16 protein-coding genes are annotated in these 23,626 nt (G+C 60.8%); 15 read left to right on the forward strand and 1 reads right to left on the reverse strand.

Features of this window, described 5'->3' with window-relative positions:
- Nucleotides 1-5: 5 nt before the first annotated feature.
- The gene (locus FGKAn22_RS00575; protein ID WP_212786066.1) at nt 6-2,315 is read right to left on the reverse strand and encodes a penicillin-binding protein 1A; all 2,310 of its coding nucleotides are present in this window, start codon (nt 2,313-2,315) and stop codon (nt 6-8) included.
- A 157-nt stretch (nt 2,316-2,472) separates the two neighbouring features.
- On the opposite strand from FGKAn22_RS00575, the gene FGKAn22_RS00580 reads away from it, so the two are divergent.
- The 15 genes from FGKAn22_RS00580 to FGKAn22_RS00650 all read left to right on the forward strand — a co-directional run bounded on the left by FGKAn22_RS00580 (nt 2,473) and on the right by FGKAn22_RS00650 (nt 23,388).
- Nucleotides 2,473-3,573: a pilus assembly protein PilM gene (locus FGKAn22_RS00580; RefSeq protein ID WP_212786067.1), complete on the forward strand. Its 1,101-nt coding sequence runs from the start codon at nt 2,473-2,475 to the stop codon at nt 3,571-3,573.
- On the forward strand, nt 3,570-4,160 hold the full coding sequence (locus FGKAn22_RS00585) for a PilN domain-containing protein (RefSeq protein WP_212786068.1): 591 nt from the start codon (nt 3,570-3,572) through the stop codon (nt 4,158-4,160). The genes FGKAn22_RS00580 and FGKAn22_RS00585 overlap by 4 nt, the downstream gene beginning before the upstream one ends.
- An 8-nt stretch (nt 4,161-4,168) precedes the next feature.
- Nucleotides 4,169-4,786, forward strand: coding sequence for a type IV pilus inner membrane component PilO (locus FGKAn22_RS00590; protein WP_212787104.1), 618 nt, complete (start codon nt 4,169-4,171; stop codon nt 4,784-4,786).
- A 14-nt stretch (nt 4,787-4,800) separates the two neighbouring features.
- A complete protein-coding gene (locus tag FGKAn22_RS00595; RefSeq protein WP_246487417.1) occupies nt 4,801-5,292 on the forward strand; it encodes a pilus assembly protein PilP in 492 nt (163 codons plus the stop codon).
- Nucleotides 5,293-5,310: 18 nt separating this feature from the next.
- Nucleotides 5,311-7,380: a type IV pilus secretin PilQ gene (locus FGKAn22_RS00600; protein WP_212786070.1), complete on the forward strand. Its 2,070-nt coding sequence runs from the start codon at nt 5,311-5,313 to the stop codon at nt 7,378-7,380.
- Between the two features lie 72 nt (nt 7,381-7,452).
- Entirely contained in the window at nt 7,453-8,043 is a 591-nt protein-coding gene (locus FGKAn22_RS00605; protein WP_212786071.1) for a shikimate kinase, read from the forward strand.
- Nucleotides 8,044-8,057: 14 nt separating this feature from the next.
- Nucleotides 8,058-9,143, forward strand: a complete 1,086-nt coding sequence (aroB, locus tag FGKAn22_RS00610; protein ID WP_212786072.1) for a 3-dehydroquinate synthase — start codon at nt 8,058-8,060, stop codon at nt 9,141-9,143.
- Nucleotides 9,136-10,263 (forward strand): deoxyguanosinetriphosphate triphosphohydrolase, encoded by a 1,128-nt coding sequence (locus tag FGKAn22_RS00615; RefSeq protein ID WP_212786073.1) that lies wholly within the window; start codon nt 9,136-9,138, stop codon nt 10,261-10,263. Before aroB ends, FGKAn22_RS00615 begins: the two co-directional genes overlap by 8 nt.
- A gap of 157 nt (nt 10,264-10,420) precedes the next feature.
- Nucleotides 10,421-15,109, forward strand: coding sequence for a glutamate synthase-related protein (locus FGKAn22_RS00620; protein ID WP_212786074.1), 4,689 nt, complete (start codon nt 10,421-10,423; stop codon nt 15,107-15,109).
- A complete protein-coding gene (locus FGKAn22_RS00625) occupies nt 15,109-16,563 on the forward strand; it encodes a glutamate synthase subunit beta (RefSeq protein WP_212786075.1) in 1,455 nt (484 codons plus the stop codon). The genes FGKAn22_RS00620 and FGKAn22_RS00625 overlap by 1 nt, the downstream gene beginning before the upstream one ends.
- Before the next feature lie 54 nt (nt 16,564-16,617).
- Nucleotides 16,618-17,682 (forward strand): uroporphyrinogen decarboxylase, encoded by a 1,065-nt coding sequence (gene hemE / locus FGKAn22_RS00630; RefSeq protein ID WP_212786076.1) that lies wholly within the window; start codon nt 16,618-16,620, stop codon nt 17,680-17,682.
- A gap of 295 nt (nt 17,683-17,977) precedes the next feature.
- On the forward strand, nt 17,978-20,152 hold the full coding sequence (locus tag FGKAn22_RS00635; protein ID WP_212786077.1) for a primosomal protein N': 2,175 nt from the start codon (nt 17,978-17,980) through the stop codon (nt 20,150-20,152).
- A 78-nt stretch (nt 20,153-20,230) separates the two neighbouring features.
- The gene (locus FGKAn22_RS00640) at nt 20,231-20,971 is read left to right on the forward strand and encodes a hypothetical protein (RefSeq protein ID WP_212786078.1); all 741 of its coding nucleotides are present in this window, start codon (nt 20,231-20,233) and stop codon (nt 20,969-20,971) included.
- A gap of 78 nt (nt 20,972-21,049) precedes the next feature.
- On the forward strand, nt 21,050-22,459 hold the full coding sequence (locus tag FGKAn22_RS00645; protein WP_212786079.1) for an FAD-binding oxidoreductase: 1,410 nt from the start codon (nt 21,050-21,052) through the stop codon (nt 22,457-22,459).
- Between the two features lie 104 nt (nt 22,460-22,563).
- A complete protein-coding gene (locus FGKAn22_RS00650) occupies nt 22,564-23,388 on the forward strand; it encodes an NYN domain-containing protein (RefSeq protein ID WP_212786080.1) in 825 nt (274 codons plus the stop codon).
- The last annotated feature ends 238 nt before the right edge of the window (nt 23,389-23,626 follow it).

Genomic DNA, 23,626 nt, shown 5'->3' on the forward strand with positions numbered 1-23,626 from the left:
TAAAGTCAGAGCAACTGGTCCTTGACGGTTTCTGCCGGCTTGCTGTCTTCTGTCGGCGGGGGTAGTGGTTGTTCAGCCGGAACGTTTTCCTGGTAGAAGTACTCGACCAGCGGGCCGTTCTCGTCGCGGTGCCCGGCTTCATTGATGCGCGCGGCGACCATGTTTTCCGGCATGGCATAAGTGGCCTGGGGTACATCCTTGAGGACTTTACCCATGTAGTCGATCCACATCGGCAATGCAGCGCCCCCGCCGGTTTCCTTGTCGCCGAGGCTGCGCGGCTGGTCGAAACCAATCCAGGAAATACCGACCACAGTGGGCTGGAAGCCACAGAACCATGCATCAACCGATTCACTGGTAGTGCCGGTCTTTCCCGCCAGATCGTCGCGGCCGAGTTGCATGGCGCGTATCGCGGTGCCATGCCGCACCACGTCCTGCATCATGCTCACCATGGTGTAGGCGTTGCGCACATCGATGACCTGTTCCGCGCCCTCTCCTGCAATGACCGGCGTGGTCGTGCTCAGTACGTTGCCGCGCGCGTCTTCGATGCGCTGGATGAAATAAGGCGTGACGCGGAAACCGCCGTTGGCGAACACCGAATAGCCCGTCAGCATTTGCATGGGGGTCACGGAGCCCGCACCCAGCGCCATGGTCAGGTAGGGTGGGTGTTTGTCGGCCTCGAAGCCGAACTTGGTGATGTAGTCCTGGGCGTATTGCGGAGTAATGGACTGCAGGATACGGATGGAGACCAGGTTCTTGGATTTGGTCAGCGCTTTGCGCATGCGCATCGGCCCGTCGTATGTGCCGTCGTAATTTTTCGGCTGCCAGGGTTCGCTGCCGGTCTGTTCGGCATCGAAGGTCAGCGGCGCATCGTTGATGATGGTCGCGGGCGTGAATCCCTTTTCCAAGGCGGCGGAATAGATGAATGGCTTGAAGCTGGAGCCGGGTTGGCGCCACGCCTGGGTGATGTGGTTGAACTGGGTGCGGTTGAAATCGAATCCGCCGACCAGGGAGTAGATTGCGCCACTGCGGGGATCGCCGGAAACGAAGGCGGCTTCCACCTGCGGCAGCTGGCTGATTTGCCAGATACCCTTTTCGTCCTTTTGCAGCCGGATGATCGAGCCGGGATTGATGCGCTGGTTCAGCGCGACCTTGTCGCTCAAGGCTCGCTGTGCAAAGCGCAGGCCTTCGCCGCTGACTTCGGTGATCTCTCCGCCCTTGCCATAGGCACGAACCAGTTTGGGCGAGGCGGCCAGTACGACGGCGGGGATCAGATCGTCGCTGTCGCTGAATTCCTGCAGTGCTTCATCCAGCTGCTCTTCGCCGCTGCCGTTGCGCAAGTCGACAAAGCCTTCCGGGCCGCGGTAGCCGTGGCGGCGGTCATAATCCAGCACACCCTTGCGTACCGCCTGATAGGCAGCGAGCTGGTCCTGTTGCCGAATGGTGGTGTACACCTTGAATCCCTGCGTATAGGCGTCGTCCTGATATCGGTCATAGATAGCCTGGCGCACCATTTCCGCGATGTAGTCCGATTTGACGCCGAATTCCTGACTGCCGCGCTTGGCTACGATGGGTTGTTGCTGGGCGAGTTGAAATTGCTCGTCGTTGATGAAATTCAGTTCGTGCATGCGGCGCAGAACGTAGAGCTGGCGCAGCTTGGCGCGTTTCGGGTTGACGACGGGGTTGTAGGAGGAGGGGGCCTTGGGTAATCCCGCGAGCATGGCAGCCTCGGCGACGGTGACCTGGCTGAGCGGTTTGCCGAAATAGATCTGGGCGGCGGCGGCGAAACCGTAGGCGCGTTGGCCAAGATAGATCTGGTTGAAGTAGAGCTGCAGGATCTCGTCTTTGCTCAGGTTGTGCTCGATCTTGAATGCGAGCAACACTTCATTGAATTTGCGAGTCAGGGTTTTTTCCTTGGACAGGAAAAAATTGCGTGCCACCTGCATGGTGATCGTGCTTGCGCCCTGTTTCGCGCCGCCGGAGGTGAAGTTGGAAATCGCCGCGCGCAGGACGCCCATGTAATCCACGCCGCCATGCTGGTAGAAGCGGTCATCTTCTGCGGCCAGGATGGCTTGCTTCATGACCGTGGGCACTTCGGATATCTTGACCACGGCGCGCCGTTCCTCGCCAAATTCACCGAGCAGGGCACCTTCCGCGCTGTAAACGCGCAAGGGGATCTTGGGGCGGTAGTCGGTAAGCACTTCCAGCGAGGGCAGGGTCGGATAGGCCAGCATCACCGCCAAGCCGAGCAATATGGCGGGAAGCATGAGCAGGGCCAGTGTGACGAGGACCGGGAGAAGCAAACGACGGGAGGGCATGTGCAGTTGTCCGAGAAGATGTAATGATGGTATGGTGCAGCCGTTGGGATTATATCGGCTCTCTGTGGATAAATAACCCCCTCGAAATGTCTTTACACGATTTATGGTTGTTGCTAGGATTTAAACCACTTTAATACGAAAGAGCTCTAAGCGGCCTATGCCTAAAGTAAATTTCGACATCCCATTGGACTTTTTGCATACAGCGACCCCACCCTTGATAGGCGTGGATATCTGTTCGTCTTCGGTCAAGATGGTCGAGTTGAGTGAGGTGCCGAAGAAGGGTGGGTACGTAGTAGAGCGTTATGCAATCGAGCCCTTGCCGAAAGATGCCGTCACCGATGGCAACATCAACAATCTGGATGCTGTTGCTGAAAGTCTCCAGCGCGCCTGGAAGCGCTTGGGTAGCCGCATCAGGAACGTCAGCTTGGCACTTCCCGCCGCTGCGGTGATTACCAAGAAAATCTTCTTGCCCGCTGGTTTGCGCGAAGAGGATCTGGAGTATCAGGTTGAATCCGAGGCCAACCAGTACATCCCTTTTGCGCTGGAAGAGGTCAATCTCGATTTTCAGGTGATCGGCCCCGCTCCGAACAATCCCGAAGAAGTTGAAGTGTTGCTGGCGGCTTCGCGCAAGGCGAATGTCGAGGACCGCGTTGCGGCTGCTCAGGTCGTCGGGCTGAAAGCCGTGGTCATGGATGTCGAGACGTATGCCGCCGAAATGGCGTTCGACCAGATTAGCGCGCAGTTGCCGGACGGTGCGGTGGATAAATGCGTGGCGCTGATCGACATCGGGGCAACGGTGATGAATGTCAATGTGCTGCGCAATGGGCAATCGGTATATACGAGAGACCAGCAGATCGGGGGAAGTCAGCTGACCCAGCAGATCCAGGCAATGTTCGGTTTGTCTGCCGAGGAGGCCGAATCGGCCAAGCGGAATGGCGGGCTGCCGGATAACTACGAGAGCGATGTTTTGTCGCCCTTCCGCGAGAACGTGGTGATGGAAATCGCCCGCGCATTGCAGTTCTTCTTTACCTCGACGCAATACAATGAAGTGGACTACATCGTGCTTGCCGGCGGCTGCGCGGTGTTGCCTGGTCTGGACGATGCTGTGGCGACCAGGACGCAGGTGAGCACCATGGTGGCGAACCCGTTCGCCCTGATGACATTGTCGAGTCGCATCAAGCCACGCCAGTTGCAGACTGATGCGCCGTCCCTGATCGTTGCCTGCGGATTGGCAATGCGGAGGTTTGACCCATCATGATACGCATCAATTTATTGCCGCATCGGGCCGAGAAGCGTCGTGCCCGCCAGATCCAGTTTGCTGCCCTCAGTCTGATTTCAGTGGTGCTGGGCGCCTTGCTGGTGGGGTTTGTGCATGTTGCAATCGGTACGCAGATCTCCTATCAGGAGAGGCGAAACGAGTATCTAAAGCAGGAAACAGCGGTGCTGGACAGGCAGATCGCCGAAATCAAAAAACTCCGCGAGCAGACACAGTCCCTGCTGGCGCGCAAGAATGTCGTGGAAAACCTGCAAAGCACACGTTCCGATGTGGTGCACCTGTTTGACCAGATGTTGCGTATCTTGCCGGATGGGGTTTATCTCAAGACGCTCAGGCAGACCGGCAACAGAATCGCTTTGGTTGGTTATGCACAATCCAATGCGCGTATTTCCACCCTGATGCGTGCGATTGAGGACTCGCCCTGGCTGGATTCGCCGTCATTGGTTGAAATACATGCGACCAGTGCGGGTGGTGCGCGTGTCAGCGAATTCACCCTGATGTTCAATTTGACCAAGACTCAGGATGCAACAGGGGGAACCCCTGTTAAGCCAGCTGGCGCAAAGGGTTAGATGCCATGATGATAAATTTGGATGAGCTGAAAAATCTGAACCCCAAGAATCCCGGCGCATGGCCTTGGCTGGCAAAGATCATTGCGTTTGTCTCGCTGTTTTTAGGTGTGGTGATTGCCGGAGCGCTGTTTGATTGGCAGGGGCAGTGGGAGACTTTGCATGCGATCAAGCATGAGGAAGAGCAGCTCAAGGAAACCTTCCTGGCGAAGAAAAAAGAAGCAATCAACCTGGACTTGATCAAGAAGCAGCTTACGGAAACGCAGGAGTCCTTCGGGGCGCTGCTCAAACAATTGCCCAGCAAATCCGAGATGGATGCGCTGCTGACAGACATCAACCAGGCGGGGCTGGGGCGGGGATTGCAGTTCGAACTATTCCGTCCTGGCGGCGAGACGGTGAACGGTGCGTTTGCCGAACAGCCGATCACAATCAAAGTGACGGGCAATTACGACGATCTCGGCAAGTTTGCCAGCGACATCTCGATGTTGCCGCGTATCGTGACGCTTAATGAAATTGCGATCACCCCAACTGGCTCGGTGCTGTCCTTGGATGCTATCGCGAAAACTTTCCGTTATCTGGACGAGGCGGAAGTGGCGGCCCAGAAGAAGTCTGCGGGAGCGAAGAAATGAGGCTCATTCATCTTATGTTAGCTTCGATGCTGTTGGCGGGTTGCGGCGGAGAGGAGTTCCAGGACCTGCGTGATTTCGTCAAGAATGCGGGAGCGGATATGCGCGGCAAGATTGCGCCGCCGCCGGAAGTGAAGCCTTATGAGCCCTTCGTCTACAACAATGAAGCGAATCTGCCTGACCCATTCAAGCCGCGTAAGCCTGAGTTGCGTGCTGGTGGGCGTGCCGGCCTGAACCAGCCCGACCTGGAGCGCCCCAAGGAGGCGTTGGAGGAGTTCCCGCTGGAAGGGCTGAAGATGGTTGGCTATCTGTACCAGAACAAGGTCGGGTATGCGGTGATTCGTGCTCCGGATGGCAAGCTGCATCGTGTCAAGGCCGGCAATTATGTGGGCCTGAATTTTGGCCTGATACAGGAAGTGACTGACACGGAAGTGGTAATCAAAGAGATGGTGCAAGACAGTGCCGGCGATTGGTCCGAGCGCATGAGCAGCTTGCAACTAATGGAATGATTCGGCGGGGGAGTAAATATGAAACGGTTTAGTTACGTGGTCACGGGTATGGTTCGTTTGTTGGGTGTGCTTGTCGCCTTTGGCGCGTTGAGTGCGCATGCGCAGACCGCTGCGCAGAACAGCATTACCGCGCTGAACGTCAGCAGCGCCGACAGTGGGACAACGGTCATCAAGGTTGAATTGGCGCAGCCGTTGGCCAATCCGCCGGCCGGGTTCACGATCAACACTCCGCCGCGTATCGCTTTTGATTTCCCCAATACGGCTAATGGACTGGGAAAATCGGTGCAGGAATTCGCCGAGGGAGATTTGCGCAGTGCCAATATCGTCCAGGCCGGAAATCGCACCCGGCTGGTGATCAATCTCCATCAGATGCTTGCTTACGACACCAAGATCGATGGCAATACCCTGTTGATTACTTTGCAGGGCAAGGCTGTGGCTGCGGCCCCGGTGGTTACCAGTTCGCGTTTTGCCGAGGCGAAGAAGGGTGCGCAACAGCATAGTCTGAGGGACGTCGACTTCCGCCGCGGGAAGAACGGCGAAGGGCGTATCCAGGTCGACCTTTCCGATCCGGGGGTCGGGATCGATATACGCCAACAGGGTACAACGCTGATTGTTGACTTCCTCAAAACCAGCCTGCCGCGCAATCTGCAGCGCAAACTGGACGTGGTCGATTTCGCCACTCCGGTGCAGGGCGTGGACACCTTTGCACAGGGCGACAATGTGCGCATGGTGATCGAGCCCAAAGGCCTTTGGGAGCATGCCGCTTATCAGACCGACAATAAATTCATCGTGGAGGTGAAGCCGGTTGCCGACGATCCCAACAAGCTGGTGAAGGGCGGTCAAGCGGGCTATGCCGGCGAAAAGCTGACCCTCAACTTCCAGAAGATCGATGTCCGCGAGGCGTTGAACGTGATTGCAGACTTCACCGAGTTGAACATGGTGATCAGCGATACCGTGAGCGGCAATCTCACGCTGCGCCTGAAGGATGTGCCATGGGATCAGGCTCTGGACATCATTCTGCAGAGCCGTGGTCTGGATATGCGCAAGAACGGCAACGTGATCCAGGTGGCGCCACGCGAGGAACTCGCCGCCAAGGAGAAGATAGATCTGGCCGCGCGCCAGGAAATCTCCGACCTGGAAGAGTTGCGCACGGAAAGCTTCCAGTTGAGTTACCAGAAGGGCGATGCGATGGTGGCTCTCCTGGCTAGCGACAAGCAGCGCATCCTGTCCAAACGCGGCAGCGCGGTGGTGGATCCGCGTACTAATACCCTGTTCATCCAGGACACACCTTCGCGTCTGGAAGAGGCGCGCAAGCTGATCAAGCAGATCGATGTGCCGGTGCGCCAAGTAATGATCGAGGCCCGGATCGTCGAGGCGTCGGACAAGTTCGGCAGGAATCTTGGCGTGAAACTGGGCTACACCGGTCCAGGGGCTGTTCCGGGCGGCGGTTTTGCTGTAGGCAGTAACACGCCGACTGCTACGCGTGCCACGCTCAACGGCTCGAATGTCAATCTTCCCGCTGCCGGTGCGGCCGGAACTTTCTCGATGATTCTGTTCAATGCCGCGGCGACCAAATTCCTCAATCTTGAGTTGACGGCGCTGGAAACGGATAGCATGGGCAAGATCATTTCCAGTCCGCGTGTAGTAACGGCAGATCAAGTCGAGGCGAACATTGAGCAGGGCACGGAAGTGCCGTATCAGCAGGCATCCAGTAGCGGTGCGACCACGACCGCATTCAAGAAGGCGACCCTGAGCCTCAAGGTCAAACCGCAGATCACGCCGGATGACAACGTCATGATGGATGTGAATGTCACCAAGGATTCGGTAGGCGCAACCACGTTTAACGGCGTTCCGACGATAGACACTAACAAGGTTACGACCCAGGTTCTGGTGGAAAACGGCGGAACGGTGGTGATCGGCGGTGTGTATGCGCAGACCGATACGACAACGGTCAACAAGGTGCCTATGCTCGGCGATGTCCCGGTGTTGGGCAGCTTGTTCAGGAATACCAACCGCATCGACAACAAGAGCGAGTTGCTGATCTTCATCTCGCCCAAGATCATGAAGGACGCTCTGAACCTGCGTTGAATTTCGCAGGCTGATCGACGAAAGCCCGGCCGAGTCCGGGCTTTCGTTTTTATATCGTTTACAATGTGCGGCATGCAAAACAGTCAAGAGAACAGCGTCCAGGAGAGCTGTCGCCGGGATGGCAATCGCAAGTGCCGCTCCGGCAACCTGATCCTGGTGGGGATGATGGGATCGGGGAAAACCACAATGGGACGAACCTTGGCCAAGCATCTGGGCAAGACCTTTGTGGACAGCGATGAGGAAATCCAGAAGCGTACCGGGGTGACCATTCCGCATATATTCGATATCGAGGGCGAGGCCGGGTTTCGCCAGCGCGAGACCGCCGTCATCAGCGACCTGGTCGGGGGCGAAAATATGGTGCTGGCGACGGGCGGAGGTGCGGTGCTGGCGGAGCAGAACCGAGCGGTATTGCAGCAGAACGGCATCGTCATATACTTGAAAGCAAACGTCCATGATCTGTGGCTTCGCACAAGGCACGACCGCAACCGTCCGCTGCTGCAGACCGGCGATCCATACGCCAAGCTGACCGACTTGTTCCAGCAGCGCGACCCCCTGTACCGGGAAGTGGCGGATATCGTCATCCAGAGCGGCAAGCAGAGCGTGCATTCCCTCATGCTCCAGTTGGTGGGCGAAATCGAGACATACAGAGAGACCAGACAATAAGTGACCAGAAGATCATGCAGACACTGACAGTAGGTTTGGGCGAGCGCAGTTACCCGATACACATCGGCCAAGAGCTGCTTGGAGAGGGGGAATTGTTGCAGGCGTATCTGCCGCGCAAGCGCGTCGCCATCATCACCAACACCACGGTCGCGCCGCTCTACCTGGCTCGGCTGCAGCAGACCCTGCAGGCCATAGGCGTGAGCAGCGTGCCGGTGGTGCTGCCGGATGGCGAGGAATACAAAACCTACGAAACGCTCAACCTGATCTATGACGCGCTGCTGCGTAACCGCTGCGAGCGTTCCACGCCGCTGATCGCCCTCGGGGGCGGCGTGATCGGCGACATGACCGGCTTTGCGGCGGCGACCTACCTTCGCGGCGTGCCGTTCATCCAGATACCAACCACGCTGCTCGCCCAGGTAGATTCCTCGGTCGGCGGCAAGACCGGCATCAACCATCCGCTCGGCAAGAACATGATAGGCGCGTTCTATCAGCCGCAGCTGGTGCTGGCCGATACCGACACGTTGAACACCCTGCCGGACAACGAGCTGGCGGCGGGCATGGCCGAGGTCATCAAGTATGGGCTGATCCGCGACCTGCCGTTCCTCGAGTGGCTGGAACAAAACATGGAAAAGCTGATGGCGCGCGACACGGCCGCGCTGCAATACGCCATTGCGCGCAGCTGCCGGAACAAGGCCGAGGTCGTCGCTGCCGACGAGCGCGAGAGCGGCGAGCGCGCCCTTCTCAACCTGGGCCATACCTTCGGCCATGCCATCGAGTCCGGCATGGGCTACGGCAACTGGTTGCACGGCGAGGGCGTGGCGGCCGGCACCGTCATGGCCGCGGACCTGTCGCAACGACTGGGTTGGATAAGTGCGCGGGACGTGGAACGTGTCCGCAATCTGTTCGAGCGTGCGAGATTGCCGGTGATCGCACCGGATCTCGGCACGGATAAATATCTCGAGCTGATGGGGCTGGACAAGAAAGTCGAGGGCGGCAAGATCCGCTTCGTGCTGCTCAAGCAAATCGGGAGTGCCGTGGTGTACGGCGACGTGCCGCCGGAGTTGTTGCGGCAGACACTGGAGGCGTGCGTCCATGGCTGACCTGGCGCCGTATGCCGTCAGCGAGGCCAACTCGCGTGGTCGCAAGATCGCCGAGGGTGTCCCTCAGGGACGAGGCGAATTTCAGCGAGACCGCGACCGCATCATCCACTCCGGCGCCTTCCGGCGCCTCGAATACAAGACCCAAGTCTTCGTGAACCATGAAGGCGATTTGTTCCGTACCCGCCTCACCCACAGCATCGAAGTCGCTCAGATCGCCCGTTCCATCGCGCGCCGCCTGCGCCTGAACGAGGACCTCGCCGAAGCGATCTCGCTGGCGCACGACCTCGGGCACACCCCGTTCGGTCATGCCGGACAGGACGCGTTGAATACCTGCATGAAGGCTTACGGCGGTTTCGAGCACAACCTGCAGTCGCTGCGCGTGGTTGAGTTGCTGGAAGAACGCTATGCGAGCTTCGACGGCCTGAACCTCACCTTCGAGACGCGCGAAGGCATCCTCAAGCATTGCTCCCGGGACAATGCCGCAAAGCTCGGCGAATTGGGCGAGCGTTTCCTGAACGATCGCCGTCCCTCGCTGGAGGCGCAGATCGCCAACCTCGCCGACGAGATCGCCTACAACAACCACGATGTCGACGACGGCCTGCGTTCCGGCCTGATCACCTTGGAGCAGTTGACCGCGGTGCCGCTGGTGGCCATGCATCTGGATGAGGTCAGGCAGGCCTATCCCGGTTTGTCCGAGCGGCGCGTGGTGCACGAGACCGTGCGGCGCATGATCAATACGCTGGTGTCCGACCTGATCCGGCAGAGCGAGCGCAATATCGAAGAGCAGAAACTGTCTTCGCTGGAAGATGTGCATTCCGCTCCGACGCTGATCGCTTTCAGCGCCGACATCGACGAACAGCAGCGCGTGCTGAAGAGATTCCTGTACACCAATTTGTACCGCCATTACCGCGTGATGCGCATGAGCACCAAGGCGCAGCGCATCATCGGCGATCTGTTCGACGCATTCATGGGCGACAGCCGCCTGCTGCCGCCGCAGTTCCAGCACCAGGCCGAACAGGATCGCGCCCGTGCGGTGGCCGATTACATCGCCGGGATGACCGACCGCTACGCTATCCGCGAGCACCGGCGCATCTTTGCGGTGGAAGAGATCCTGGCATAGGCCGAAAACCCGCCGAAGCTAGATTCAGAGCCGCGCCGGCCGGTGCGGTTGCCCGCAGCCCTCAGACAAGGTAAGATTCCCGCCCTTTCGCTTTTGTATTTGACGTGGCGGCATGTGTCGCCATCGTTTTGGCTTAATGAATTGACCGAGGAACGCCGTGAGCAACAGTTCTTTAACGACGCAGCAAGGATTGCCCGCCCAACAGGGTTTATATGACCCGCGCCAGGAGCGCGATGCCTGTGGGGTCGGCTTCGTCGCCCATATCAAGGGCAAGCAGAGCCATGACATGGTGCGCCAGGGCCTGCAGATCCTGGAAAACCTGACGCACCGCGGCGCGGTGGGCGCGGACCCGCTGGCCGGCGACGGCGCAGGTATCCTCTTGCAGATTCCCGATGCTTTCCTGCGCGCCAAGTGCGCGGCTCTGGGCATGGCGTTGCCCGCGGTTGGCAGCTACGGCGTGGGCATGCTGTTCCTGCCGCGCGACGCCGCTGCGCGTGCCGCCTGCGAGCAGATCGTCGCCGACAAGATCGCCGCCGAAGGCCAGCAACTGCTGGGTTGGCGCGACGTGCCGGTGGACAGTACCGGTCTGGGCGAGAGCGTCAAGAAGGTCGAGCCCGTCGTGCGCCAGGTGTTCATCGCCCGCGGCGCGAACTGCGCCGATCAGGATGCATTCGAGCGCAAGCTGTTCGTGATCCGCAAGATCGTCGACCATGCGGTGCGCGGCCTGAAGAACAACCAGGGCAAGGGCTTCTACATCCCGTCGATGTCCTCGCGCACCATCGTGTACAAGGGCATGCTGCTGGCCGACCAGGTCGGCAAGTATTACCTCGACCTGCAGGATGCGAGCGTGGTCAGCGCACTGGCGCTGGTGCACCAGCGCTTCTCCACCAACACCTTCCCGACCTGGGACCTGGCGCACCCGTTCCGCATGATCGCGCACAACGGCGAGATCAACACCGTGCGCGGCAACGTGAACTGGATGGCTGCGCGCCATGCCGCGATGTCGTCCAAGCTGCTCGGCGAGGACCTGGAAAAGCTGTGGCCGCTGATCGTCGAAGGCCAGTCTGACTCCGCCTGTTTCGACAATGCGCTCGAGTTGCTGGTGGCCGGCGGTTACTCGCTGCCGCACGCGATGATGCTGCTGATCCCCGAAGCCTGGGCGGGCAACCCGCTGATGGACGAGGAGCGCCGCGCGTTCTACGAATACCATGCCGCGCTGATGGAGCCGTGGGACGGCCCCGCCGCCGTGGCCTTCACCGACGGCCGCATGATTGGCGCGACTCTGGACCGCAACGGCCTGCGTCCGGCGCGCTACCTGATTACCGACGATGACATGGTGCTGATGGCGTCCGAGATGGGCGTGCTGGATATTCCGCAACACAAGATCGTCAAGAAGTGGCGCCTGCAGCCGGGCAAGATGTTCCTGATCGACATGCAGGCCGGACGCATCGTCGACGACGTCGAACTGAAGCAGCAACTCGCCACCGCCAAGCCGTACCGTAAGTGGGTCGAGCAGTCGCGCTACTTCCTTGGCGACCTGCCCGAGTCCAAGAGCGAGACGAAGCTCAATGCCTCGCTGCTGGATACTCAGCAAGCATTCGGCTACTCGCAGGAAGACCTCAAGTTCATCCTGACCCCGATGGTGAATGCGGGCGAAGAGCCCACCGGCTCGATGGGCATCGATGCCGCACTGCCGGTGCTGTCGAACAAGAACCGTTCGTTCTACGACTACTTCCAGCAGCTGTTCGCGCAGGTGACCAACCCGCCGATCGACCCGATCCGCGAAGAGATCGTGATGTCGCTGACCTCGTTCATCGGTCCCAAGCCCAACCTGCTCGGTATCGACGAGACCAATCCCCCGCTGCGTCTTGAAGTGCACCAGCCGGTGCTGTCGAACGACGATATCGCCAAGCTGCGCAACATCGCCAAGCTGACGAAGAACCAGTACAAATCCAAGGTGCTGGACATCACCTATCCCGCCGAACAGGGCGCGGATGGCTGTGGCGCGGCAGTCCAGGCGCTGTGCGCCGCGGCCGACCAGGCAGTGGCCGACGGCTACAACGTGCTGATCCTGTCGGATCGCGCGGTGTCAGCGAAGCGCGTGGCGATCCCCGCCTTGGCAGCCTGCTCCAAGGTACACCTGCATCTGGTTCGCGAAGGCCTGCGCACCAGCACCGGCCTGGTGGTCGACACCGGCTCGGCGCGCGAAGTGCACCACTTCGCCCTGCTCGCAGGCTACGGTGCGGAAGCGGTATGCCCGTGGCTGGTGTACGAGACCATCGAGTCGATGAACCTGCCCGCGAACGTGGACGCGAAGGAAGCCAAGAAGCGCTTCATCAAGGCGATCAACAAGGGCCTGATGAAGGTGATGTCCAAGATGGGCATCTCCACTTACCAGTCCTATTGCGGCGCGCAGATCTTCGAGGCGATCGGCCTGAATGCGTCGTTCGTTGCCCAGTACTTCACCGGTACGGCGACCCAGATCGAAGGTATCGGCCTGAAGGAAGTGGCCGAGGAAGCGGTGCGTACGCACGGTGCCGCCTTCGGCAATGACCCGGTGCTCGCCAATGCGCTCGATGCGGGCGGCGAGTACGCATGGCGCGCGCGCGGCGAAGAACACATGTGGACGCCGGATTCCATCTCCAAGCTGCAGCACGCGACACGCAACAACAACTTCGCGACCTACAAGGAATACGCCAAGCTCATCAACGAGCAGGCGACCAAGCTGAAGACCCTGCGCGGACTGTTCGAGATCAAACCCGCGGGCAAGGCTGTGCCGCTGGAAGAAGTCGAACCCGCGAAGGCAATCGTCAAGCGTTTCGTCACCGGCGCGATGTCGCTGGGTTCGATCTCGACCGAGGCGCACACCACGCTGGCTATCGCGATGAACCGCATCGGCGGCAAGTCCAACACCGGCGAAGGCGGCGAGGATGCGACGCGCTTCCGCAAGCTGAAGGCGGGCGAGAAACTGTCCGACATCATCGGCAAGAAGCGCATCGAGCGCGACTTCGTGATGCAGGAAGGCGATTCGCTGCGCTCCGCGATCAAGCAGGTCGCCTCCGGCCGTTTCGGCGTGACCGCCGAATACCTGAGCAATGCCGACCAGATCCAGATCAAGATGGCGCAGGGCGCGAAGCCCGGCGAGGGCGGCCAGCTGCCGGGCGGCAAGGTGTCCGAGTACATCGCCAAGCTGCGCTTCTCGGTGCCGGGCGTCGGCCTGATCTCGCCGCCGCCGCACCACGACATCTATTCCATCGAGGACCTGGCGCAACTGATCCATGACCTGAAGAACGCGAATCCTTCCGCGTCCATCTCGGTCAAGCTGGTGTCCGAAGTCGGCGTGGGCACTGTTGCCGCAGGCGTGTCCAAGGCCAAGGCAGACCACATCGTGGTGTCCGGCTTCGACGGCGGCACCGGCGCTTCGCCGGTCTCCTCGATCAAGCACGCGGGCACACCGTGGGAGCTGGGCCTCGCCGAGGCGCAGCAGACCTTGGTGCTGAACCAGTTGCGCGGCCGCATCGGCCTGCAGGTCGACGGCCAGCTGAAGACTGGCCGCGACGTGCTGATCGGCGCGCTGCTGGGCGCGGACGAGTTCGGTTTCGCCACCGCGCCGCTGGTGGTCGAAGGCTGCATCATGATGCGCAAGTGCCACCTGAACACCTGCCCGGTCGGCGTTGCGACGCAAGACCCCGAGCTGCGCAAGAAATTCACTGGCCAGCCCGAGCACGTGGTCAATTACTTCTTCTTCGTCGCCGAAGAGGTGCGCGAGTTGATGGCGCAGATGGGCATCCGCAAGTTCGACGACCTGGTCGGTCGCAGCGATCTGCTCGACGTGAAGCAGGGCATCGCTCACTGGAAGTCGCAGGGGCTGGACTTCTCCAGGGTGTTCCACCAGCCGGACATGCCCGCCAGCGTGGCGCGCCGCCATGCCGAAGAGCAGGATCACGAACTGGAGAAGGCACTGGACAAGCAGCTTATCGCCAAGGCGCAAGGCGCGCTGAACGACAAGAAGCCGGTGGTGATCGAGAGCCGCATCACCAACGTGAACCGCACCGCGGGCACGATGCTGTCGCACGAAGTCGCCAAGCGTTACGGCCAGGCAGGCTTGCCGAACGACACTATCCAGGTGAAGTTCACCGGCACCGCGGGCCAGAGCTTCGGTGCGTTCCTTACGCACGGCATCTCGTTCGAGCTGAAGGGCGAGGGCAATGACTACGTCGGCAAGGGACTGTGCGGCGGACGCATCGCCATCATGCCTCCGGCCGAAGCCAAGCTGGTCTCGCATGAGAACATCATCGCGGGCAACACCGTGATGTACGGCGCGACCTCCGGCGAATGCTATTTCAACGGCGTGGCCGGCGAACGCTTCGCGGTGCGCAACTCCGGCGCCGTCGCGGTAGTGGAAGGCGTGGGCGACCACGGTTGCGAATACATGACGGGCGGTCTGGTCATCGTGCTCGGCCAGACCGGTCGCAACTTCGCCGCGGGTATGTCCGGCGGCGTGGCCTACGTGCTGGATGAGGACGGCGGCTTCGAGAAGCGCTGCAACCTGTCCATGGTTGCACTGGAGCCAGTGCCCGAGGAAGTCGCTACGCTGGAGAAGGGTGAGATCAAGCCGGACGGCCATGGCCGTGTGCACTTCAACCACCTGAACAAGGCGGACGAGCACGTGCTGCGCGATTTCATCAAGAACCACTGGCACCACACCGGTAGCCAGCGCGCACGAGACATCCTGGATAACTGGTCGCAATACCTGCCGAAGTTCGTCAAGGTGATGCCGACCGAATACCGCCGCGCATTGCAGGAGATCGCGGCACAGAAGAACAAGCAGTTGGAGGTTGCATAATGGGTAAGCCAACCGGATTCATGGAGTTTCAGCGTCAGGAAGAGGAATACCTGCCGGTCGCGAAACGGTTGAAGAACTACAAGGAGTTCGTGATTCACCTGACCGACGAGCAGGCGAAGACGCAGGGTGCGCGCTGCATGGATTGCGGCATCCCGTTCTGCAACAACGGTTGCCCGGTCAACAACATCATTCCGGACTGGAATGATCTGGTGTACCGTGGCAACTGGCGCCAGGCGCTGGATGTGCTGCACTCCACCAACAACTTCCCCGAGTTCACCGGCCGCATCTGCCCCGCTCCCTGCGAGGCGGCCTGCACGGTGAACATCAACGGCGACGCGGTGGGCATCAAGTCCATTGAGCACTTCATCATCGACAAGGCCGGCGAGAACGGCTGGGTCGTGCCTCAGCCCGCGGCGAAGAAGACCGGCAAGAAGGTCGCCGTGGTCGGCTCCGGCCCTGCAGGTTTGGCTGCCGCACAGCAGCTGGCGCGCGCCGGCCACGCGGTGACCGTGTTCGAGAAGAACAGCCGCGTCGGCGGCCTGCTGCGTTACGGCATCCCCGACTTCAAGCTCGACAAGCGCCTGATCGACTGGCGCGTGGCGCAACTCGAAGCCGAGGGCGTCAAGTTCCAGACCAACACCTTCGTCGGCAAGGAAGCGCCGGGTGCGGGCGTTGCAAATGACGCGAAGAAGACGGTTTCTCCGGACGAGCTGATGAAGAAGTTCGACGCGGTGGTCCTCGCGGGCGGCTCCGAGCATCCGCGCGACCTGCCTGCGCCGGGGCGCGAACTGAAGGGCGTGCATTACGCGCTCGAATTCCTGATTCCGCAGAACAAGGAAGTGGCCGGTGACGGCAAGAACCCGATCAACGCCAAGGGCAAGCATGTGGTAGTGATCGGCGGCGGTGACACGGGTTCCGACTGTGTCGGTACCTCGAACCGCCACGGTGCCGCCTCGATCACCCAGATCGAAGTGATGCCGCGTCCGCCCGAGCAGGAGAACAAGTCGCTGGTGTGGCCGAACTGGCCGATCAAGCTGCGCACCTCCAGCTCTCACGACGAAGGCTGCAACCGCGACTGGGCGATCGCCACCAAGGAGTTCGTCGGCGAGAAGGGCGTGCTCAAGGCCATCAAGGCGGTGCGCGTCGAATGGAAGGACGGCAAGATGCACGAGATCGCGGGCAGCGAGTTCGAACTGAAGGCCGATCTCGTGTTCCTGGCGATGGGCTTCACCAATCCGCTGCAGCAGGTGCTGGACGCGTTCGGCGTGGAGAAGGATGCGCGCGGCAACGTCAAGGCCGACACCAACCACTACCGTACCAGCGTGGACAAGGTGTTCGCCGCGGGCGATATGCGTCGCGGCCAGTCGCTGGTGGTGTGGGCGATCCGCGAAGGCCGCCAGTGCGCGCGCGCAGTCGATGAGTTCCTGATGGGCTCGTCGGTGCTGCCGCGTTAAAACAAAAGGGCGGGGATAACACCCCGCCCGACAAAACGATTCAGGGGAGACAGCATGAATTTCAAGTTGAAGAACGACACCTTCCTGCGCGCGCTGCTGCGCCAGCCGACCGAATACACCCCGCTGTGGATGATGCGCCAGGCTGGCCGTTACCTGCCGGAATACCGCGAGACGCGCAAGACGGCCGGCAGCTTCATGGGTCTGTGCAAGAGCCCGGACTTCGCCACGGAAGTGACGCTGCAGCCGCTGGATCGCTTCCCGCTGGATGCTGCGATTCTGTTTTCCGACATCCTCACCGTGCCGGATGCGATGGGACTGGGCCTGTATTTCTCCGAAGGCGAAGGCCCGAAGTTCGAGCGTCCGCTGAAGACCGAGGCCGACATCAAGGCGTTGCGCGTGCCTGACATCGGCAAGGACCTGAAATACGTGACGGATGCCGTGACCCAGATCCGCAAGGCGCTGGACGGCCGCGTACCGCTGATCGGTTTCTCCGGCAGCCCGTTCACCCTCTCCTGCTACATGGTCGAGGGCGGCAGCAGCGACGACTACGCCAAGGTGAAGACCTTGATGTACAACGAGCCGAAGCTGATGCACCACATCCTCGATGTCACCACGCAGGCGGTGATCGCCTACCTGAACGCCCAGATCGAAGCGGGCGCCCAAGCCGTGATGATCTTCGATTCCTGGGGCGGCGTGCTGTCCCATGCGGCGTTCCACGAGTTCTCGCTGGCCTACACCCAGCGCATCATCGACGGCCTGATCAAGGAAAAAGACGGCGTGCGCATCCCGTCCATCGTGTTCACCAAGGGCGGCGGCCTGTGGATCGAGAGCATCGCCAACAGCGGTTGTGACGCGGTGGGCCTGGACTGGACCATGGATATCGGCATCGCCCGCCAGAAGGTCGGCCACAAGGTCGCGCTGCAGGGCAATATGGATCCCGCGGTGCTGTTCGCCTCGCCGGATGCGATTCACAGCGAAGTCGAACGCATCCTCGCCAGCTACGGCTACGGCAGCGGCCACGTGTTCAACCTGGGCCACGGCATCTCGCAGCACACCAACCCCGAGCATGCGGCGGCGCTGGTGGCGGCAGTACATGAATTGAGCCGGAAATACCACTAAAAATCAGACTGAATTACTAGTCTTATAAACAGTCAGGTTATTTGCAGAGGGCCACGGAGTGTTTTCACCGTGGCCTTTTTGTTATGTTTGTAACTCATTGTTTATTAAGGGGTGAAATGGCTGTGCAGAATTTGGGCGGAGCAGAAAAATCGTATATGCGATTGGGAGTTAGCTCACTTGGCCGAGAGTTGCCCACACAGTTATCCACAGGATATGTGAATAAGCAAAATTCCCTATTTCGCTCAAGCGGATTGGCTAAACTCTACACAATTCACCCCAGACTCTTTTTCTGAAAATGCCCATCGTTCGTGTCGCCCTGGACGTGCCGTTGTCCGGACTTTTCGATTACTCCGTAAGCGATGATCCGGTCGAGATCGGCCAGCGCGTGATCGTTCCGTTCGGCCGCAGGCAGATGGTCGGCGTGGCGATGGAGATCACCGACGCAACCGACATGGCGCCGGAACGCATCAAGCCCGTGACGCAGGTGCTGCACGACAGCGCGCCATTGTCGGCACAATTGCTCGAACTGCTGCGCTTCTGCAGCGACTATTACCGCTATCCCATCGGCCCGACCGTGCTGGCCGCATTGCCGACGCGTTTGCGTTCCGACAAGCCGCTGGTCGCGAAGCCTCCCGAAAGTTACCGCCTCAGCGCTGCTGGTTCGGAGCTCGATCTCGACAGCTTCCCGAAGCGCAAGGTGGTGCAGCGGCGCATCCTCGCCAGGCTTGCCGATGGGCCGTGCAACCTCGCGCAGCTGAAGAGCCTGTCGGCGACGGTCGGGCCGCAGCTCAAGGCGCTGTTGCAGGACGGCTACGTCGAACATTGCGAGGCGGAGGTGACGGTCGCCGAACATCAACTGGTCGGCGCGCATACGCTCACCGGCGAACAGCAGGATGCGGTTGACGCTGTTGCAGCGGCGCAGGGCTACGCCTGCTTCCTGCTGCACGGCATCACCGGCAGCGGCAAGACCGAAGTGTACGTGCACCTGATGCACCACGTGCTGCAGCGGGGCGGGCAGGTGCTGCTGCTTGTGCCCGAGATCAATCTCACGCCGCAGCTGGAGCATTATTTCCGCAGCCGTTTTCCAGATGCGTCATTCGCCAGCCTGCACAGCGGTCTCTCCGAGGGCGAGCGCCTGCACAACTGGCAACAGGCGCAATCGGGCGCTGCGCAGATCGTGCTCGGCACGCGGCTCGCGGTGTTCGCCGAGCTGCCCAAGCTGGCGCTGATCATCGTGGACGAAGAGCACGACGGCTCGTTCAAGCAGCAGGATGGCCTGCGCTACTCGGCGCGCGACGTGGCGATCTTCCGCGCCAATCAGAGCAAGGTTCCTGTCGTGCTGGGTTCGGCCACGCCTTCGCTGGAGAGTTACCACAACGCGCAGACCGGTCGTTACCATATGCTGAAGCTGAGCGGGCGTGCATTGGCGTCCGCCACCTTGCCCTCGGTGCGCTGCGTCAACACCAACCACACCGTGATGCACCACGGCATCAGCGAGAACCTGCTGCGCGACATCGAGCAGCGCATCGCACGTCAGGAACAGAGCCTGGTGTTCATCAACCGCCGCGGCTATTCGCCGGTGCTGATGTGCACAGGGTGCGGCTGGCTGTCTTCGTGCAAGCACTGCGCGGGCAAGATGGTGCTGCACCTCAACGACCGGCGCCTGCGCTGCCACCACTGCGGCTACCAGATACGCGTGCCTCATGCCTGTCCGGATTGCGGCAACCCTGACTTGCACCCGGTCGGCAGCGGCACGCAACGCGTCGAAGAGGTGTTGCAGGAGCGCTTCCCCGACGCGCGCATCCTGCGCGTGGACCGCGACAGCACGCGCAACAAGCGCGCGTGGCAGACGATGCGCGACCAGATACACGCCAACGAAGTGGATATACTCGTCGGCACGCAGATGCTGGCGAAGGGGCACGACTTCCCCGCGCTGACGCTGGTGGGCGTGCTCAACCCGGACGGTGCGTTGTACAGCAGCGACTTCCGTGCGGCCGAGAGACTCTTCGCGCAACTGGCGCAGGTGGCCGGGCGCGCCGGACGTGCCGACAAACCCGGCGAGGTGCTGATCCAGACCGAATTCCCCGACCATCCGCTGTACCGCGCGCTGCAGCAGCACGATTTCGACGGCTTCGCCGCTTCGCAGCTCGCCGAGCGGCAGATGGCGGGCTTTCCGCCTTTCATGTATCAGGCCATGCTGCGCGCGGAAGGCAGGCAGGAGAGCGAGGTGTTCGCCTTTCTCGGTCATGCGCGCGCCGCCGCAGTCGAGCTGCAACAAAAGGTCGAGATACTCGGCGTGGTGCCCGCCGCGCTGCCGCGCCGCGCCAACCATGTGCGCGCGCAGCTGCTGGTCCAGGCGGACACGCGCAAGGCGCTGCAGCAGTTCCTGCGCGCCTGGCAGCCGTCGCTGGATGCGCTGCCCGCGCAAAAACTGCGCTGGTCGCTGGATGTCGATCCGCAGGAGTTCTGACGCACCCGTTGGGGTGGCGCGGAATGGCGGTAAAGGGGAGAATTGGCGAAAATCCGGCCAATACGAAAGGGGTACACCATGTCAGCACACCGTTTCTACAACCTGACGGTCAGCGAGAAACTGCTCTACACCTCGTTCCTGTTGCTGATCGGGCTGGGCTACCTGATGGCGATCACCTATCTCTACGTGACCCATGAAAACAACGACAAGAAGCCAGGTCTGTCGATCGAGGACGTAGCCTACAGCTACTACGGCAACCGCAGCGGCACACGGCTGGAAGCTGCGATCCGCGGCCCGATGGCGGGCTATCTCAACGACCAGGAACGCAACGTACTGGTGGCCTGGCTGAAGGACGGCGCCCAGGAAGAGCATTTCGACAAGGACATCAAGCCGATCATGCAGAAGAATTGCCTGGTCTGTCACAGCAAGGCCTCCGGCATGCCCCTGATCGATTACAGCACTTATGCCGGATTGCACGAAGTGGCGCAGGTGGATACCGGCATGTCGCTGACCACTTTGCTGCGTGTGTCGCATATCCACATGTTCGGCATCAGCCTGCTGCTGTTCGCCTTGGGCCTCATCTTCGTGCAGAGCGAGGTCAATGTCTGGTTCAAGCGCTTCCTGGTGGTGTCGCCGATGGTCGCGGTGTTCGTCGATGTCGCGTCGTGGTTCCTCACCAAGTGGGACTCGCATTACGCCATCGTGGTAGTTGGGGCGGGCGCGGTACTGGGCTTCTCGATGGCCGCGCAGATCCTGATCTCGCTCTACCAGATCTGGTTCCTCAAGAAACCGTTGAACGGCGGCGGCGACTTCCGCTGACGTTCCCCCGATGCCGCGAACCCTCCACCATTCACCCAGAGCAAAGGGGATTGCGGCGAAATGAATGGAGTTATGAAAATGCAGTCCATTGAACTGAGCCAACACCTCGCCACCATCGTCGGCGCCGATGCCGTACTGACCGGCGAGGCAGCCGCGCCGTATTTCGCCGACTGGCGCGGGCGTTACCGCGGCGATGCGCTCGCGGTGGTGTTCCCCTCCGACACGCAGCAGGTCTCCGCAGTGGTGAAGCTGTGTGCCGAAAACAATATCGCCATCGTGCCGCAGGGCGGCAACACCAGCTTGTGCGGCGCTTCCGTGCCGTTGGCGGACGGCAGCAAGCAAGTCGTCGTCAACCTGTCTCGCATGAACCGCCTCCGCGCACTGGATGCCGTCAACTACACGATGACCGTTGAAGCGGGTTGCAAGCTCGCCTCGCTGTACGAAGCGGCGGAGCAGGTCGATCGCCTGTTCCCGCTCGGACTCACCGCCATCGCGCCGCACTGCGAGATCGGCGGCAACCTCTCCACCAATGCAGGCGGCATCGGCGTGCTGCGCTACGGCAACGCGCGCGACCTCGTGCTGGGGCTGGAAGTGGTGTTGCCGGACGGGCGCATCTGGGACGGCCTGCGCAGCCTGCGCAAGGACAATACCGGCTACGACCTCAAGCATCTGTTCATCGGTGCGGAGGGCACGCTGGGCATCATCACCGCCGCCGTGCTGAAGCTCTTTCCGCGTCCCCAGTCGGTGGCGACCGCCTGCGTCGCGGTGCGCGACCCTGCGGCTGCCGTCGCGTTGCTGGCGCATCTGCGCGCCACCTGCGGCGACAATATCAGCGGATTCGAGATCATCTCGCGCTCCTGTCTCGACCTGGTGTTCAAGAATATTCCGGACACCTACGAACCGTTCGCGAGCAAGCACGAGTGGATCGTCATCACCCAGCTGGCCGACGTGCTGGATGCGCCGCTGGATGCGGCACTGATCGCCGCGCTGGAGATGTTCGACGAGGGCGTCGTCGAATATACCGTTACGCTCGACAAGGATCGCGCCGAGCGCTGGTGGAAGCTGCGCAAGAACATCAGCGACGCTCAGAAGATCGAGGGTATCAGCATCAAACACGATGTCTCCGTGCCCATCGGTCGCGTGGCGGAATTCATAGCACAGGCCAGTGCCGCGTTGCGCAACGCCTGGCCCGGCATTCGCATCGTCGCCTTCGGTCATATCGGCGACGGCAACATCCACTACAACGCCTCCATGCCGGATGCCGCACAGAATATGGCGTTCATCGAACAGTACGAGCAGGACGTCAACAGCATCGTGTATAAGGTCGTGGCGCGGCTGGACGGCAGCATCAGCGCCGAGCACGGGCTGGGCCAGCTCAAGCGCGACGAGATCACCCGCTACAAGAGTCCGCTGGAACTGGAACTGATGCGCAGCATCAAGCATGCCATCGATCCGCACGGGCTGATGAATCCGGGCAAGGTCTTGTAGGAGCGGGCTCTGCCCGCGAACAAAATGCAATCGCGGGCAAGGCCCGCTCCTACAGGAATACATAGAGTTTCATCCAGAGCAGGTTCCATCAAGGAGGAGTGCACATGGCAAATCAACCCGAGATCACCAACATGGCCTTGTTCTGCGACTTCGAGAACGTGGCGCTGGGCGTGCGCGATGCCAAATATGCTCAGTTCGACATCAAGAAGGTTCTCGAACGCCTGCTGCTCAAGGGCAGCATCGTGGTCAAGAAAGCGTACTGCGACTGGGACCGCTACAAGGAATTCAAGGCGACCATGCACGAGGCGGCTTTCGAGCTGATCGAGATCCCGCATGTGAGGCAAAGCGGCAAGAACTCCGCCGACATCCGCATGGTCGTCGATGCGCTCGACCTCTGCTATACCAAGTCCCATGTCGACACCTTCGTCATCATCAGCGGTGACTCGGATTTTTCGCCACTAGTCTCCAAGCTGCGCGAGAACAACAAGTACGTCATCGGTATCGGCGTGAAGGACTCGACCTCGGACCTGCTCTCCGCCAACTGCGACGAGTTCATCTTCTACGACGACCTGGTGCGCGTGCAGGAAGCGAAGAAGAAACAGGCCGCGAAGAAGGCACCCGCCAAGGCGAAGGCCGAGGCCGCGAAACCGGCCGGGGCGAAGAACGAGGAAGACAAGCGCCAGGAGGCCATGGATTTCCTGGTAGAAACGGTGGAGGGCCTGATCTCCGAACGCGGCTCCGACGAAAAACTATGGGGCTCGATGGTCAAGACCACCATGCAGCGGCGCAGGCCCGGTTTCAACGAGTCCTTCTACGGCTATCGCTCGTTCCGGGAACTGATGGAAGACGCGCAGAAGCACAAGCTGGTCGCTCTGGTGCGCGACGAGAAATCGGGGCAGTACACGATTCGGCTGCTTGTGGCCAATTAAAGGGGCAAAAACAATTCGTCTCTGGCACCGTTCATATTAAATTGGCAGAGTGCGCCAAGGCGGAAGGCGTCAGCTTGAACACCTTGGTGCTGGCATTTGTGGCAGAGGGGCTGGGACGGAAGGCGGTACAAAAATTCGACTCCGACACCTTGAGTTTTTTCGCTGCGTAGAACAATTACGTTTGTTTATTGCTTAGACTGTGAGTAGACATTGTGCTTACTCACTCACCCTGCCCCAA

Source organism: Ferrigenium kumadai, from assembly GCF_018324385.1.
GTDB lineage: Bacteria > Pseudomonadota > Gammaproteobacteria > Burkholderiales > Gallionellaceae > Gallionella > Gallionella kumadai.